This window comes from Bradyrhizobium sp. MI1.7, from assembly GCF_055811795.1.
In genome coordinates, this window is sequence record NZ_JBVVPO010000111.1 from 1 (window position 1) to 15,832 (window position 15,832).

The window sequence follows — 15,832 nt, forward strand, 5'->3', positions numbered from 1 at the left end:
CCGATCGGCGCCTTACAACGTTCATCGCAACCTCCAACCTCCGAGTGTTGCGACGACCGTTTGAATCCGCCCTGGATCGCCCGGTCAAGCCGGGCGATGACACCGTTGTTGTGATGAGAGCGCTTCGCGCCTCCTCACCCTGAGGATTGGGGGACCTTGATTTCCTCACGCGTTTCCTCAAAGTCGCGCGTCATGACAAACATGCCTTTCTTCACCCGCGACGGCGATACATTCCATCCGACGGAAGTGGCCAACGGTCCCTGGGATCCGAAATCGCTGCACGGACGCGTCATCGTCGGCCTGCTCGGCTTCGCCATCGAGGAGCGCCATTCCGGCCCGGAATTCGTCCCGGCGCGGCTCACGGTCGACATGTTTCGGCTGCCGACCATCGACAAGCCGATCGAGGTGACGACGCGGCTGGTGCGCGACGGACTACGCATTCGCGTGGTCGAGGCCGAATTTGTCTCCGGCGGCGTCAGCATGGCGCGTGCCTCGTGCCAGCTGCTGCGCAAAACGCAGAATCCGGACGGCAACGTCTGGTCGCCGCCGAACTGGGACGTGCCGAAGCCGGACGACATTCCCAAGCCCACCGATCCCAGGCTCGGCATGAACGGCAAATGGACGACGCGGCCGATCGTCGGCCATATGGGCTCGCTCGGTCCGCGCCGGCTCTGGATGAGCGAGGTGCGCGAGCTCGTGGCCGGCGTGCCGATGACGCCGTTCGTCCATGTCGCTGTCGGCGCCGATTTCGCCAGCCCCTTTGCCAACGCCGGCGACAAGGGGCTCGGCTACATCAACAGCGACGTCACGATCTATCTGCATCGGCTGCCAGTGACGAACTGGATCGGCTTCGACGTGGTCAATCACCAGGCGACCGATGGTGTCGCGATCGGCGAATGCTGGCTCTACGACGAGCAAGGCCCGATCGGCACCGCCACGGTCGCAGCACTGGCGCAGCGCAAGCCGATGGCGAATCCGTCGAAGCGGTAGTCGTTACTGTCATTCCGGGGCGCGCGCCAAGTGGCACGCCCCGGAATGACAAGAGGAGAGGGGCCGCGCGGCTACGCCAGATGCCGCTTCATCTCCGGCCGCGCTTTCAGCTCAGCACCCTGCTTGCCGACGATCTTCGCAATCCGTTCCGGCGCAAACTTCAGATCGACGAACGCCGGCGCGGTGTTGGCGACCTCGTGATAGCTCACGATCCTGCCGTCGCGCAGCGTCATGATCGCGACGCCCTCGAACATCGCCCGCGCGCCGTTCGCTTCGGCCAAGGTCGAGCGATAGCTGAAGGTGTAGCGCGCATAGAGCGTGGTGCCGTCGGTGACGGGATCATGCATGTCCCAGCGGAAATCGGTCGCCGTGCGATAGAACCAGTCGTCGACCATCGCTGCGATCTTTTCGCGGCCTTCGAAGGCGCCGTAGAAGACGTCGTGATAGACCCCGTCCTCGGTGAAGAGATCCGCGAAGGCTTTTCCGTTACGCTGTTCGACGGCGTCGCAAAAGGTGCGCAGCATGGCAGTGGCGGTCATTGGCATTTCTCCCATTCTCGCTCTTCGTCATGCCCCGGCTTGACCGGGGCATCCAGTACGCCGCGGCTTCTCGGCTAAAGCACGATGGCCTCTGGAATACTGGATCGCCCGATCAAGTCGGGCGATGACACCGAATGTTGGGCGGCAGTCTCACCCGATCTCGGCCACCGCGGCAAGAATGCGGGCGATATCTTGCGGACGGGAGAGGCGGTGATCGCCGTCCTGGATCATGGTGAGCACGACGTCGTCGGCCGGCAGGCGATGCGTCAGCGCGAATGCGTGCTGCCAGGGCACATCCGGATCCTGCGCGCCCTGGAGGATGCGGACGGGACAGCCGAGATCGATGGCGCTGCCGAGCAGCAAATGATTGCGGCCCTCCTCGATCAGATTCCGCGTGATCGGATAGGGCGAGCCATCGCCATAGTCCGACGGCCGCAGCCAGAAGCCCTTGGTCTCGATTTCTTTCTTCACCGCAGGCGAAAAATTCTTCCACATCAGCTCCTCGGTGAAGTCGGGCGCCGGCGCGATCAGCACCAGGCCCGCAAGCGACGCTTTACTGGCCCGCTTCCTGATCTCGCGCGCGAGCAGCAGCGCCATCCAGCCGCCCATGGAGGAACCGATCAGAACCTGCGGGCCGTCGCAGAACCGCTCGAACACCGCCACGCTGTCCTCGAGCCAGCTTCCGATGGTTCCATCGGCGAACTCGCCGCCGGATTCGCCATGGCCGGAGTAGTCGAACCGGACCGCGGCGCGGCCGTGGTCCGCGGCCCAGGCATCCAGCGCCACGGCCTTGCTGCCCTGCATGTCCGACTTGAACCCGCCGAGCCAGACCAGTCCGGGTCCGCGACCGGCGCGGCTGCGCACCGCGATCCTGCGTGCGGACGGTCCCTCGCCCACATCGATGAAGCCGAGCACGGCTTCGGGAATTGCATTGCTCATGGAACGTTTACTCTGGTTGTTCGGTTTGAGCTGTCTGGATGCGTTCCGAGGCCCAGCCCAGCATCGCTATTGCCCTTTGGGACGCTTGCGGAACAGAAGCAAGGTGTCTATGTCCTGCAGCGTGCCCATGGGCGTGACCAAAATGCCTCGCATTTGAGGCTTTTTCGCCTCCCGCACGCGACTTGCTTGCCGGCAAACGCATCTTCCTTCAGACTAGCCGCCTCTTTCACAATTTTGGAGAACCACCCATTCGCCGTCCCAATAAAGCCCCGCCCGTTGCCAGCAAAGACGGGCCGCGCATCAATGATGATATTCGCAATGCGCAAATCCAGCTGATCGATCAGACCGGTGACAACAAGGGCACGGTCGAAACCGTCATGGCCATCCGTATGGCCCAGGAAGCTGGCATGGATCTGGTCGAGATTTCGCCGAATGTCAGCCCTCCCGTCTGCAAGATCATGGACTACGGGAAGTACAAGTATTCCGCCCAGAAAAAGGCCGCCGAAGCCCGCAAGCGGCAGAAGATCGTCGAGATCAAGGAGATCAAGCTCCGCCCGATGATCGACGACCACGATTACGACGTGAAGATGCGCGCGATGCAGCGGTTCTTCGAAGAAGGCGACAAGGTCAAGATCACGCTGCGCTATCGCGGCCGCGAAATGGCGCACCAGGAGATCGGCACCAAGCTTCTGGACAAGATCAAGAACGACGTCGCCGAGCTCGCCAAGGTCGAGCAGGATGCCAGGTTCGAGGGCCGTCAGGTCGTCATGGTGCTGGCGCCGCGCTGACGTCCGTTTTTCAGGACTGAGAGTTCAACGGCCCGTCCGGATTTCCGGCGGGCCGTTTGTGTATCAGGACCGGGTCGCATGCCAGATGCCGCTGCACCGGTCGCCGGAAATGATGCCGTTCCAGGAGCCTGCACCGGCCACCCCGCCGAGCCGGCCGCCTCCACTGGCGTGGGACGCGCCGACCGAGACCTGGACCGCGACGGCGCCGCCGCGACGAACCGTGCCGGAGACCCGGCCGCCGCCGGCGGATGACACCCGGCCGCCGGTGACGGTGAAGGGGACGCTGTAACCGGAACTGCAATTGCCCCGCGTGGTGGCGAAAGTGACATTCCAGATGCCGTCATAGCTGCCGATACGGGCGTCGGCGGTCGAGGGCAGCACGGCCGTGGCCAGCACGGCAAGCAGCGCCAGGCGGCGCGGGCGGGCGAGGTCCGTCAAGGACGAAAGCGATCGGGGAAAATGGGCCATTTTGGTCTTGCTCCAGGCGACATGGCTTGGACATATGGGTGGTAACTTCGAATAGTCGCCGGGCAGGTTTCGGCGGTTCAGCGTTGCCATTTGGCTTGTCCTCTGTCATAAGCCCAGCCTTCATCGCCCGGCTGATTAAGGGCTGCCGTGGCGGTGTCCGTGCGGGTTTCGCGCTTGTTCGTAAAACCTGAGCACAATCAACGCTCTAACGAGCATTTTTGACGGCCAGCCGCCTTCGCGGGCGGGTTTCTGTGGCCATTAGGAGAGCCAAATGCCCAAGCTGAAGACCAAATCGGGCGCTAAAAAGCGCTTCAAGGTGACTGCCACCGGCAAAGTGATGCACGCCCAGCGCGGCAAGCGTCACGGCATGATCAAGCGGACGAAGAAGCAGATCCGTCAGCTGCGCGGCACTCGCGTGCTGTTCAAGACCGACGGCGACAACGTCAAGAAGTACTTCTTGCCGAACGCCTGATCGCGTCCAAGATCGTCGAAGATCATTGCCACCTCCGCCGCGCTCGCGCGGCGATCCGAAAACCAAGTCATCTCTGAAGGATTTTGTCATGTCTCGCGTCAAACGCGGTGTGACCGCCCACGCCAAGCACAAGAAAGTCTACAAGGCCGCCAAGGGTTTCTATGGCCGCCGCAAGAACACCATCCGCGCCGCCAAGCCGGCCGTAGAAAAGGCCCAGCAGTACGCGTTCCGTGATCGCAAGCGCAAGAAGCGGACTTTCCGCGCGCTCTGGATCCAGCGTCTCAACGCCGCTGTGCGTCCGTTCGGCCTGACCTACAGCCGATTTATCGACGGTCTCGCCAAGTCGGGCATCACCGTGGACCGCAAGGTGCTGTCGGATCTCGCGATCCACGAGCCTGCGTCGTTCCAGGCGATCGCCGAGAAGGCCAAGGCTGCGCTGGCCGCCTAAGCGGCTGCTTCAGAGCAAGCCCAGCACTAATGGCCGGCTCCGCCGGCCTTCAGCGCACGTCGCGAGTAACGCTGGGCGACCTCCGCCCGGCAGAAGGCCGTGGCCGAGATATACATGGTGCCGGACTTGTTCCGGTACTTCCGGTCGCAGACCCGCAACTCGCGCTGATAGCTGAGCTTCTGCGGCGTTCTCAGCCGGCCGACAAAATCGGCCTCGCACTTCTTCTCGACCGCTTCGCCGAATTGCACGTCGCCGCTGGCGCCGTATGCGCAAGCATCGAACAGCGTCATGGCACGGTCGCAGCTCGGCGCCGCGTTCAGGACCGCGATGATGTCATCCATCGACGTCGATTTGGCCGGGCATTCCTCCGCGGCGTGAGCCGCGCTCCCCAAAAGAACCAAGCTCAAGCCGACCACCCAGGATCGTAAACGCATCGTCTTCTCCCTCGACTTCAGGTTGGTGCCAGCCATGCCTATAGGGTTCAAATGCCCTGCATTTACGACGGCTATACGGCTTGACGTTCCGGCCCGGCTGCGGCCACAACCGGCAGCGTTTTGAAAGGATCCGACCGTGTCCGACCTCGCCAGTCTCGTCCAATCCATCCTCGCGCAGATCAGTGCTGCCGGGGACGAAGCCGCCCTCGAAGCCGTCCGCGTCGCGTCCCTCGGCAAGAAGGGCTCGATCTCCGCCTTGCTTGCGACGCTCGGCAAGATGTCGCCGGACGAGCGCAAGACGCAAGGCGCCGCGATCAACCAGGCCAAGGACGAGGTCACCCAGGCCCTCGCCGCGCGGCGCGACGTGCTGAAGTCGGCGGCGCTCGATGCGCGGCTCGCATCCGAGACCATCGACGTCACCCTGCCGCTGCGCGATGCGCCGACTGAAGCCGGCCGCATCCATCCGCTGAGCCAGGTCTGGGACGAGTTGACGACGATCTTCGCCGACATGGGATTCTCGGTCGCGGAAGGCCCCGACATCGAGACCGACGACTACAACTTCACCAAGCTGAATTTCCCGGAAGGCCATCCCGCCCGCGAGATGCACGACACCTTCTTCTTCCATCCGAAGGAGGACGGCTCGCGCATGCTGCTGCGAACCCACACCTCGCCGGTGCAGGTGCGCACCATGCTGAGCCAGAAGCCGCCGATCCGCGTGATCTGCCCGGGCCGCACCTACCGCATCGATTCGGACGCGACCCACACGCCGCAATTCCACCAGGTCGAAGGCCTCGTCATCGACAAGCACTCGCATCTCGGCCACCTCAAATGGATCCTGCACGAGTTCTGCAAGGCGTTCTTCGAGGTCGATCACATCAACATGCGCTTCCGGCCGTCGTTCTTCCCGTTCACCGAGCCGTCGCTGGAAGTCGACATCCAGTGCCGCCGCGACAAGGGCGAGATCCGCTTCGGCGAGGGCGAGGACTGGCTCGAGATTCTCGGCTGCGGCATGGTGCATCCGAACGTGCTACGCGCCTGCGGCATCGATCCCGACGAGTACCAGGGCTTTGCCTGGGGCATGGGTATCGACCGCATCGCCATGCTGAAATACGGCATCGCCGATTTGCGCCAGCTGTTCGACAGCGACGTCCGCTGGCTGTCCCATTACGGCTTCAAGCCGCTCGAACTGCCGACGCTTGCGGGAGGACTGAGCTCGTGAAATTCACCCTCTCCTGGCTGAAGGATCATCTCGACACCGACGAGCCCCTGGAAAAGCTCGCCGACAAGCTCACTATGATCGGGCTCGAGGTCGAGAACATCGAGGACAAGGCGAAGGCGCTGAAGCCGTTCACCATCGCGAAGGTGATCTCGGCCGAGCAGCATCCGAATGCAGATCGCCTGCGCGTCTGCATGGTCGACACCGGCGATGGTGGCGCACCGGTGCAGGTCGTGTGCGGCGCGCCGAATGCGCGCACGGGCCTGGTCAGCGTGTTCTCGCCTCCGGGCACCTACATTCCCGGCAAGGACATCACGCTCGGTGTCGGCACCATCCGCGGCGTCGAGAGCCGCGGCATGCTGTGCTCGGCGGCCGAACTCCAGATCTCCAACGACCATGACGGCATCATGGAGCTGCCGGCGGATGCGCCGATCGGCGCGGCATACGCCGCATGGGCGGGCCTCGGCGATCCCGTGGTCGAGATCAATCTGACGCCGAACCGACAGGACTGCACCGGCGTGCACGGCATCGCCCGCGATCTTGCCGCGGCCGACATGGGCAAGTTCAAGGACCCCACGATCAAGCCGATCAAGGGTGAATTCCCGTGCCCCGTGAAGGTCGCGGTCGAGGACGCCACGCTGTGTCCGGGCTTCGCGTTGCGCCTGGTGCGCGGGGTGAAGAACGGGCCGTCGCCGGAATGGCTGCAGAAGCGGCTGACCGCGATCGGGCTGCGTCCGATCAATGCGCTGGTCGACATCACCAACTTCATGACCTACGACCGCGCGCGCCCGCTGCACGTGTTCGACGCCAAGAAGGTGAAGGGCAATCTCGTGGTGCGCCGCGCCCGCGACGGCGAGACGCTGCTGGCGCTCGACGGCCGCACCTACAATCTCGATCCCGCCATCTGCGTGATCGCGGACGAGCACGGCGTCGAATCGCTCGCCGGCATCATGGGCGGCGAAGCCTCGGGCTGCGACGAGAACACCACCGACGTGCTGATCGAATCGGCGCTGTGGAACGAGATCAACATCGCCCAGACCGGGCGCAAGCTCGGCATCAATTCGGACGCGCGCTACCGCTTCGAGCGCGGCGTCGATCCGGCCTTCATGGTGCCGGGACTGGAGCTCGCCACCAAGCTCGTGATGGAAATATGCGGCGGCGCGCCGTCCGAGAACGTCGTGGTCGGAAAGGCCTTCGGCGACGACCGGGTGATCGATTTTCCTGTTACCGAGGTCAAGCGGCTCTCCGGCATCGAGGTGCCGCAGCCGGAGATGAAGCGCATCCTGACCCATCTCGGCTTCATGATGGCCGGCCCGGGTCCGGTGGTGAAGATCGCGGTGCCCTCGTGGCGCACCGATGTGCATGGCAAGGCCGACATCGTCGAAGAGATCGTGCGCATCTACGGCGTCGACAAGGTGCCGATGACGCCGTTCGAGCGCGGCGAGGACGCGCGCAAGCCGGTGCTGACGCCGCTGCAGCTCCGCACCCGTCGCGCCAGGCGCGCACTCGCGAGCCGCGGCATCATCGAAGCGGTGACCTGGTCCTTCATCACGAAGTCTGCGGCAACCCTGTTCGGCGGCGGCCAGCGCGAGCTCGAAGTGGCCAACCCGATCGCCTCGGATCTCTCCGACATGCGGCCGACCCTGTTGGCGGGCCTGATCGCGGCGGCGCAGGCCAACGCCGATCGCGGCTTCGGCGATGTCGCGCTGTTCGAGGTCGGCCAGCTGTTCAAGGGCGACCGCCCGCAGGATCAGTTCATGGCGGCCAGCGGCGTTCGGCGCGGCTTTGCTTCGTCCGAAGGTCTGGGACGGCACTGGTCGGGTTCGGCGCAGGCCGAATTGTTCGACGCCAAGGCCGACGCGCTCGCGGTGCTTGCCGTTGCCGGTGCACCGATGCAGGCGCTGCAGATCGTCGCGGGCGGACCAGCCTGGTTGCATCCGGGGCGTTCCGGCACGATCCAGATCGGCCCGCAGAACGTGCTCGGCTATTTCGGCGAGATGCATCCGAGCGCGCTCGAGGCGCTCGGCGCCGACGGCCCGCTGATGGTGTTCGAGGTGATCCTCGACCGCATCCCCGAGGCGAAGAAGAAGCCGACCCGCGCCAAGCCCGTGATCGAGCTGTCGGCCTTCCAGCCGGTGTCGCGCGATTTCGCCTTCATCGTCGACCGCACCATCAAGGCCGGCGACATCGTTCGCGCCGCGCAAGGCGTCGACAAGAAGCTGATCACCGGCGTGAATGTCTTCGACGTCTACGAGGGCAAGGGCATCGATGACGGCAAGAAGTCGATCGCGATCGCCGTGACGATCCAGCCGCGCGAGAAGACGCTGACCGATCAGGAGATCGAGGCCGTCGCCGGGAAGATCGTGGCGGAAGTCACGAAGAAGACCGGCGGCGTCTTGCGCGGATGACCCTTGCGGATGTTCTTCCGAAGGACGTCAGCCTCACCGTTGCGATGGCGCTCTGCGCCGTCGCTTTCGTTTCGGGCACCGCGCGCGGCTTCTCCGGCTTCGGCTCGGCGCTGATCTTCATGCCGCTGGCGAGCAGCATCGCGGCGCCGCGTCTCGTTGCCGCGCTGCTCCTGGTGATCGATTTCGTCGCGGCCCTGCCGCTGCTGCCCGACGCGTGGCGGAAGGCGGACCGCAAGGCCACCGCGGTAATCGTGCTGGGCGCGCTGGTCGGCGTGCCGGTGGGCACCTATTTCCTCAGCGTGCTCGAGCCCGTCACCACGCGCTGGATCATCTCCTGCTTCGTCGCTGCGCTGTTGCTGCTGCTGCTGTCCGGCTGGCGCTATCGCGGCAAGGACCACGCCTGGCTCTCGGTCGGCATCGGCGGCCTCTCGGGCTTCTGTAGCGGTCTGGCGCAGACCGGCGGCCCGCCGATCGTCGGCTACTGGCTCGGCCGCCCCATCGCGCCGATCGTCGCGCGCGCCAATATCGTGCTGTTCTTCGGCGCGTCGGATTTCTTCTCGATGGTCAGCTACGCGACGACCGGCCTGATCTCACGCGAATCGCTGGTGCTGTCGCTGATCGTCGGCCCGGTCTATGCGATCGGCGTCGCGTTCGGTGCGTCGCTGTTCGGCCGCGCCAGCGAAAAAGTGTTTCGCGCGATTTGCTACGGTCTGATCGCGATGGCGGTGATCGCGGGGCTGCCGGTGCTGGACGGGATTTTGCGGTAACAATCTCCGCGGTCGTCCCTGCGAAAGCAGGGACCCATACCGTGTGATTTGTCGATAAGCGCAGGTGGCAGTACCGACCAAGGACCCCTAACTGCTAGCTTTCGCCAAACCACTCCCTGTGGTTATGGGTCCCCTGCGTTCGCAGGGACGACAGCGGAGTGTTTGGCGACTTAATTGTCCTACTGTCGAGGCGCGCGGCGCTTCTTCGTCGACTGCGTCGGCACGTCGGCCGACTCGTCCTTGAGCGCGCCGATCTTGCGCAAGGCCGCATCGGCTGCGCGCTCACCGCTTTCCCAGGCGCCGTCGACGGTGCCCCACAGCGTCTCGTGCGTGGCTTCGCCGGCGAGAAACATGTTGCCGATCGGCTCGGTCAGGATTTTTCGCGAGAGCTGCCCGCCGGGCGAGGCCGCCGACATCGCGCCCATCACGAAGGGCGAGGCGTTCCAGCGCGTCGCGGTGGTCTTCTGCACGGCGGCCGCCGCCTCGCTGCCGAACAGCTTCGTGATCCATTCCCTGGCGAAGGCGACCATCGCCTTCTCGCCCTGCTCGGAGAGATCGCGGCCGAACGAGCCGCCGACATCGATCGAACACAGTGAAGAGCCGCCGATATTGGCGAGCATCAGCGCCGTGCGCGTCGAATTGCTCTGCTCGATGAGGATGTCGTCGCGCGAGAGCCCCAGCGGATTACCCGGCAGTTGCAGCACAATGCGATCGTAGCTGCCGAGCGTGAGCTTCGACGCCGCATCGAGCGTGCGCTTGGGAATATCAGGCCCGAACTTGATCGCGCCCGACGTCAGCACGTTGGTCGAGACCGTGACGATGGCGGCGCGTGCGGCGATCCTGCCGGATGGCGTCTCCACGCTGACATCGCGATTGCTCCAGACAATCCTGCTCACCGGCGTCGCCAGCGCCACCGGCGCCTGTTCGCCGAGCCTGGTGATCAGGGTCCCCAGGCCCTGGCGGCAGGCGATCGCGGTGTTGCGGTCCTGCGCACGCGCCTTGTCGATCGCCGACAGCTCCTTGAGGTCTTTGCCCGCAAAGCTCGCACCGAGCACGAATTCGGCCGCACCGGCCCAGTCACCGAGATCCTTCGGCAGCACCGAGGCGCAGGCCGTATCGAGCTTGCCGCGTCCGGCCTCGTCGATGGCGCGGTTGGCGCGCACCAGCGCCGCCAGGAACTGTTCGGTCTCGCCCGCGCGCGCATTGCGGCGGCCGATACGCATCTTCTGGCCAGTCGGTGCCGGCAGGACGTCGAGCCCGGCACTGCGCGCCAGCCGGATCATCGGATTGGTCTCGGGATTGTGCATCCAGCGCGCGCCGCGATCGAACGGCACGTCGAAGGTCGTGCTGTCCGTGACGCAGCGGCCGCCGATCTGGGATGCCGCTTCCACGACCACGACCTTGCGGTTGGCCGCCATGATGCGCCGCGCCGCGGCAATTCCGGCCGCTCCCGCACCGATCACGACGATGTCGGCCTCGCGCGGCAGGGGTGCGGCAGTCGCGCGCAGGACCGGCATCGCGGCAAGAGCCGCCGACGCCGATAGGAAGCTGCGGCGCGTGATTGTCATGTCATGGTTTCCGGGAACTTGCGGCGAACGGGAACAGCCCGCGAACCTTGCTGCATCTGGTGTCGCACGGCAACCATCATGGTGAATCAATCGTGCTTGATCTCACAGAGTGATGAACCGAATTGCAACACGTTTCGACCATGATAGAGAAGGGAAAAAGACGGCCGGAAAAGGCCGTGGGGGGAGTTTGAAATGGGGACGGTTCTGGACTCAGTCGGCAAGCTGATTGCCGCGTACCTCTCGAAGGAGGTGCCGGGCTACGAGCCGTTCACGCCGAGCGACCCGGAGCACCTGCGCGGCGTCATCGAGCCCGGCGACGTGCTGCTAGTCGAGGGCAACAACCGCATCTCCGGCATCATCAAATATCTGACGCAATCGACCTGGTCCCATGCCGCGCTCTATGTTGGTCCGGTCGAGGGCGCCACGGAGCCCAATGGCGAGCCGCATGTGCTGATCGAGGCCAATATCGGCGAGGGCGTCACCTCGGCGCCGCTGTCGAAATATTTCCCGTATCACACCCGTGTCTGCCGCCCGGTCGGGCTGTCCTATGAGGACCGCACCACGGTCTGCCGCTATGCGATCAACCGCATCGGCTTCGGCTACGACACCAAGAACATCGTCGACCTGATGCGCTTCCTGTTCCCGCTGCCGATCCCGCAACGCTGGCGGCGGCGCATGATCTCGATCGGCTCGGGCGATCCGACAAAAATCATCTGCTCGGCGCTGATCGCGCAGGCCTTCGATGCCGTGCGCTATCCGATCCTGCCGAAGATCACCAAGGCCGGCAGCCGCGCCGCCCGCCGCGAGATCCTGCACATCCGCGATTCCTCGCTCTACATGCCCCGCGACTTCGACATCTCGCCCTATTTCGAAGTCGTCAAACCCACCATCGTGCACGGCTTCGACTACACCGCGCTGCACTGGGCCGACAAGCAGAAGCCGCTCGAGGAGGTAGCGGGCACATTCAGTGTGTTTCCAGAAACGCTCAGTGCGCCGCCGCTCGTTCCTGAGACGGTTGACGAAGAAGCGCCGACTGAAGTTCCGGCTGAAGAAGTGAGCGCGCAGCCCGCGGAGATGGGCGCCATCTGCTCCGAGCATTTTGTGCTGCTGAACGAACTGGCGATGTACCGCGCGCGGGGACGCGCGCAGGAGATGGCGGCGTAAGCATCGCGCCTGCCGTCGTTCCGGCAAAGGCCAGGAGAGACGTTGCACCGCTCTTTCCACCGTCATTGCGAGCGTAGCGAAGCAATCCAGAGTCCCTCGGCGGAGGCAATCTGGATTGCTTCGTCGCTGCGCTCCTCGCAATGACGATGGTGAGAGCCTACCGTTCCGCCCGCCCGATCACCGCCATCAGCTCCGCGATCTTCTCGCGCTGATCGGCCTTGTCGCCGCTCGCGATCGCGTGCTCGACGCAATGGGCGACGTGATCCTTCAGAACCTCTTCCTCGACCCGGCGCAGCGCGGCACGCACGGCCGAAATCTGCGTCACGATGTCGATGCAATAGCGGTCCTCCTCGACCATCTTCGAGAGGCCGCGAACCTGACCCTCGATCCGGCCAAGACGTTTTCCGACGGATGCCTTGATGTCCTTGCGCATGCGCTCTATATACCCCCCTAGGGTATATGTTGCAAGGCCGGAGCATGGCAATGAACGACGCCGAAAACGGGCACCATCACACGTCGGAAACATCGTCCGGATGCGGCTGTTCCGCCAAGGCTGCTCCCGAGGCCGCCCCCACGGGTGCTCCGCCAGCCGACAAGCCCGCGGCGTCCTCCTGCTGCGGCGGGCACGGCGATCATGCCCAGCACCACGCGCATGACCATGGCGCCGCCGCGACCACAGTCCTCGACCCCGTCTGCGGCATGACGGTCGATCCCGCCACCTCGAAGCATCACCACACACATCACGGCGAGACCTTCCATTTCTGCTCGGCCGGCTGCCGCACCAAATTCGCCGCCGATCCCGCAAAGTATCTCGTCAGAGAGAAGGCGCCCGAACCCGAGATGCCCGCGGGCACGATCTACACCTGCCCGATGCATCCGGAGATCCGCCAGGTCGGACCCGGCAGCTGCCCGATCTGCGGCATGGCGCTGGAGCCGGAGGTCGCGAGCCTGGAGACGGGACCCAATCCCGAGCTTGCCGACATGACGCGGCGGTTCTGGATCGGTGGCGCGCTGGCGCTGCCGGCGGTGGTGCTGGAGATGGGCGGCCATCTCGCCGGACCACACGACTGGATCGATCCGGCGCTGTCGAACTGGATCCAGCTCGTCGTCACCACGCCCGCCGTGCTGTGGGCCGGCTGGCCGTTCTTCGTCCGCGGCTGGCAGTCTCTGGTCACCCGCAACCTCAACATGTTCACGCTGATCGCGATGGGCACGGGCGTCGCCTATCTCTACAGCATCGTCGCGACTGTCGTGCCGCAGATCTTCCCGGCGGCCTTCCGCAGTCATGATGGTGCCGTTGCCGTCTATTTCGAGCCCGCCGCTGTGATCACCGTGCTGGTGCTGCTCGGCCAGGTGCTGGAGCTGCGCGCCCGTGACGCGACGTCGGGTGCGATCAAGGCGCTGTTGCAGCTTGCGCCAAAAACCGCGCGCCGCGTCGATGCCGATGGCGGCGAGCACGAGGTCGAGATCGATGCGCTCCACGCCGGCGACCATTTGCGCGTCCGCCCAGGCGAGAAGGTGCCGGTCGACGGAATTATCCTCGAGGGACGCTCCGCGCTCGACGAATCCCTCGTCACCGGCGAATCCATGCCGGTCACCAAGGAGCCAGGTGCAAAAGTGATCGCCGGGACGCTCAACCAATCGGGCGGCTTCATCATGCGCGCCGACAAGGTCGGGCGCGAGACGCTGCTGTCGCAGATCGTGCAGATGGTCGCCGACGCGCAGCGCTCGCGCGCGCCGATCCAGCGGCTGGCCGACCAGGTCGCTGGCTGGTTCGTGCCGACCGTGATCGCCGTCGCCATCGCCGCCTTTGCCGCCTGGGCCTGGTTCGGACCGGAGCCGCGGCTGGCGTTCGGCCTCGTTGCCGCCGTCAGCGTGCTGATCATCGCCTGCCCCTGTGCGCTCGGCCTGGCGACCCCGATGTCGATCATGGTCGGCGTCGGCCGCGGCGCGCAGGCGGGCGTGCTGATCAAGAACGCCGAGGCGCTGGAGCGGATGGAGAAGATCGACACGCTGGTGGTCGACAAGACCGGCACGCTGACCGAGGGCAAGCCCAAGGTGGTCGCGATCGTCCCGGCTGCCGGCTTTGCGGAGGACGACATCCTCCGCATTGCGGCCAGCGTCGAGCGCGCCAGCGAGCATCCTTTGGCCGACGCCATCATGCGCGCCGCGAAAGAGAAGCAACTCACCCTCGCTCAGGTCGAACAGTTCGACTCGCCGACGGGCAAGGGCGCGACCGGAATAATCGACGGCAGGAGCATCGTGCTCGGCAACGCAAGATATCTGGTGTCGATCGGCATCGACACCAGGGCGCTCGATGCCGAGGCCGAACGCATGCGCCAGGACGGCGCCACCGTGATCAACATGGCCGTCGACGGCAAGCTGGCCGGCCTGTTCGCGATCGCCGATCCGGTCAAGGCCTCGACCCCGGAAGCGCTGAAAGCGCTGGCCGATGAAGGCATCAAGGTCATCATGCTGACCGGCGACAATCGCACGACGGCGGAAGCGGTGGCGCGCCGGCTCGGTATCGCCGAGGTCGAGGCCGAGGTTCTGCCCGACCAGAAGAGCGCGGTGGTGACGAAGCTGCAAAAGGCCGGGCGCAGCGTCGCGATGGCGGGCGACGGCGTCAACGACGCGCCCGCACTGGCCGCCGCCGAGGTCGGCATCGCCATGGGCACCGGCACGGACGTGGCGATGGAGAGCGCCGGCGTCACCCTGCTGGGCGGTGATCTCACCGGCATCGTGCGTGCGCGAAGACTGTCGCAGGCAACCATGAGCAACATCCGGCAAAACCTGTTCTTCGCCTTCATCTACAACGCCGCCGGCATTCCGATCGCGGCCGGCATCCTCTATCCCGCGTTCGGCATCCTGCTGTCCCCGATCATCGCCGCGGCGGCGATGGCGCTGTCCTCGGTGAGCGTGGTCGGGAATGCGCTGCGGCTGCGCGGGACCCGGCTGTGAGGATGACGGTGCGCTCCCTCGCCCCGTTCTTACGGGGTGAGGGGCCGCTTCCGCGACCACGGTGACAATTGGACTCGTGGAGAGTCCCCCTCACCCGGAATTCAAGCTACGCTTGAACTCCGACCTCTCCCCGCAAGCGGGGCGAGGTAACAAGAGCGGTACGCGCGGAGAGGACCTGATGCAGCGGATTACGATCACGATCGAGGACGATTTGTTGGCGGAGATCGACGCGGCAGCGGAAGCGCGCGGCTACCAGAACCGCTCCGAGATCATCCGCGATCTCGCGCGTGCCGGCCTGCAACAGAGCGCCGAGGACACCGCGCAGACCGGCCCCTGCGTCGCCGGCCTCGTCTACGTCTACGACCACGCCGCGCGCGATCTCTCGAAACGCCTGGTGCAGGAATTCCACGGCCACCACGACCTCGCGCTGGCCACCCTGCATGTCCATCTCGACGATAACAATTGCATGGAGATGACGGCGCTGCGCGGCGACGCCTCCGAGGTCAAGCATTTCGCCGACCACATCATCGCCGAGCGCGGCGTCCGCTACGGCCGCGTGGTGATGATCCCGACGGGTGAAGGGAAGCAGGCGAAGGCGCGCAAGCACGGGCACCGGCACGAGTAGTTCTTCTCCCTCGCCCCGCTTGCGGGGAGAGGGTCGGGGTGAGGG

General features: G+C 65.3%; 16 protein-coding genes. 10 read left to right on the forward strand and 6 right to left on the reverse strand.

Annotation, left to right across the window (positions count from 1 at the left end; translation table 11 throughout):
* Positions 1 to 192 precede the first annotated feature (192 nt).
* Positions 193 to 990, forward strand: coding sequence for an acyl-CoA thioesterase domain-containing protein (locus AC0L3X_RS44085; RefSeq protein WP_028169709.1), 798 nt, complete (start codon positions 193 to 195; stop codon positions 988 to 990).
* A gap of 71 nt (positions 991 to 1,061) precedes the next feature.
* On the opposite strand, the gene AC0L3X_RS44090 is transcribed toward AC0L3X_RS44085, so the two are convergent.
* Together AC0L3X_RS44090 and AC0L3X_RS44095 are read right to left on the reverse strand one after the other, a co-directional pair.
* Positions 1,062 to 1,529, reverse strand: a complete 468-nt coding sequence (locus AC0L3X_RS44090; RefSeq protein WP_014490871.1) for a nuclear transport factor 2 family protein — start codon at positions 1,527 to 1,529, stop codon at positions 1,062 to 1,064.
* A 150-nt stretch (positions 1,530 to 1,679) separates the two neighbouring features.
* A complete protein-coding gene (locus AC0L3X_RS44095; RefSeq protein WP_063980222.1) occupies positions 1,680 to 2,468 on the reverse strand; it encodes an alpha/beta hydrolase in 789 nt (262 codons plus the stop codon).
* Positions 2,469 to 2,716: 248 nt separating this feature from the next.
* Between AC0L3X_RS44095 and infC the strand changes: the two genes are divergently transcribed.
* On the forward strand, positions 2,717 to 3,256 hold the full coding sequence (infC, locus tag AC0L3X_RS44100; protein ID WP_071917037.1) for a translation initiation factor IF-3: 540 nt from the start codon (positions 2,717 to 2,719) through the stop codon (positions 3,254 to 3,256).
* Between the two features lie 63 nt (positions 3,257 to 3,319).
* Here the strand turns inward: infC and AC0L3X_RS44105 are convergent, their stop codons facing one another.
* Entirely contained in the window at positions 3,320 to 3,724 is a 405-nt protein-coding gene (locus AC0L3X_RS44105; RefSeq protein WP_063980224.1) for a hypothetical protein, read from the reverse strand.
* Between the two features lie 271 nt (positions 3,725 to 3,995).
* Here AC0L3X_RS44105 and rpmI point away from each other — a divergent pair, with 271 nt between their 5' ends.
* Positions 3,996 to 4,196: a 50S ribosomal protein L35 gene (gene rpmI / locus AC0L3X_RS44110; RefSeq protein ID WP_008539890.1), complete on the forward strand. Its 201-nt coding sequence runs from the start codon at positions 3,996 to 3,998 to the stop codon at positions 4,194 to 4,196.
* An 88-nt stretch (positions 4,197 to 4,284) separates the two neighbouring features.
* On the forward strand, positions 4,285 to 4,644 hold the full coding sequence (gene rplT, locus AC0L3X_RS44115) for a 50S ribosomal protein L20 (RefSeq protein WP_014490867.1): 360 nt from the start codon (positions 4,285 to 4,287) through the stop codon (positions 4,642 to 4,644).
* 26 nt (positions 4,645 to 4,670) lie between these two features.
* Here rplT and AC0L3X_RS44120 read toward each other — a convergent pair whose 3' ends face one another.
* On the reverse strand, positions 4,671 to 5,078 hold the full coding sequence (locus AC0L3X_RS44120) for a hypothetical protein (protein WP_063985967.1): 408 nt from the start codon (positions 5,076 to 5,078) through the stop codon (positions 4,671 to 4,673).
* A 136-nt stretch (positions 5,079 to 5,214) separates the two neighbouring features.
* On the opposite strand from AC0L3X_RS44120, the gene pheS reads away from it, so the two are divergent.
* From pheS to AC0L3X_RS44135, 3 genes are read left to right on the forward strand one after another with little or no spacing between them, the layout of a single operon-like run.
* Positions 5,215 to 6,297, forward strand: a complete 1,083-nt coding sequence (pheS, locus tag AC0L3X_RS44125) for a phenylalanine--tRNA ligase subunit alpha (protein ID WP_063980225.1) — start codon at positions 5,215 to 5,217, stop codon at positions 6,295 to 6,297.
* Entirely contained in the window at positions 6,294 to 8,702 is a 2,409-nt protein-coding gene (pheT, locus tag AC0L3X_RS44130) for a phenylalanine--tRNA ligase subunit beta (protein ID WP_063980226.1), read from the forward strand. Before pheS ends, pheT begins: the two co-directional genes overlap by 4 nt.
* Positions 8,699 to 9,469: a sulfite exporter TauE/SafE family protein gene (locus tag AC0L3X_RS44135; RefSeq protein WP_231143742.1), complete on the forward strand. Its 771-nt coding sequence runs from the start codon at positions 8,699 to 8,701 to the stop codon at positions 9,467 to 9,469. Before pheT ends, AC0L3X_RS44135 begins: the two co-directional genes overlap by 4 nt.
* 179 nt (positions 9,470 to 9,648) lie before the next feature.
* On the opposite strand, the gene AC0L3X_RS44140 is transcribed toward AC0L3X_RS44135, so the two are convergent.
* Positions 9,649 to 11,037 (reverse strand): flavin monoamine oxidase family protein, encoded by a 1,389-nt coding sequence (locus tag AC0L3X_RS44140; protein WP_063980227.1) that lies wholly within the window; start codon positions 11,035 to 11,037, stop codon positions 9,649 to 9,651.
* 192 nt (positions 11,038 to 11,229) lie between these two features.
* On the opposite strand from AC0L3X_RS44140, the gene AC0L3X_RS44145 reads away from it, so the two are divergent.
* Positions 11,230 to 12,201: a YiiX/YebB-like N1pC/P60 family cysteine hydrolase gene (locus tag AC0L3X_RS44145; RefSeq protein ID WP_063980228.1), complete on the forward strand. Its 972-nt coding sequence runs from the start codon at positions 11,230 to 11,232 to the stop codon at positions 12,199 to 12,201.
* Positions 12,202 to 12,358: 157 nt separating this feature from the next.
* On the opposite strand, the gene AC0L3X_RS44150 is transcribed toward AC0L3X_RS44145, so the two are convergent.
* Positions 12,359 to 12,634 (reverse strand): metal-sensitive transcriptional regulator, encoded by a 276-nt coding sequence (locus AC0L3X_RS44150; RefSeq protein ID WP_007598521.1) that lies wholly within the window; start codon positions 12,632 to 12,634, stop codon positions 12,359 to 12,361.
* Between the two features lie 50 nt (positions 12,635 to 12,684).
* On the opposite strand from AC0L3X_RS44150, the gene AC0L3X_RS44155 reads away from it, so the two are divergent.
* Positions 12,685 to 15,162: a heavy metal translocating P-type ATPase gene (locus AC0L3X_RS44155; RefSeq protein WP_063980229.1), complete on the forward strand. Its 2,478-nt coding sequence runs from the start codon at positions 12,685 to 12,687 to the stop codon at positions 15,160 to 15,162.
* Positions 15,163 to 15,340: 178 nt separating this feature from the next.
* Entirely contained in the window at positions 15,341 to 15,787 is a 447-nt protein-coding gene (nikR, locus tag AC0L3X_RS44160) for a nickel-responsive transcriptional regulator NikR (protein ID WP_063980230.1), read from the forward strand.
* The last annotated feature ends 45 nt before the right edge of the window (positions 15,788 to 15,832 follow it).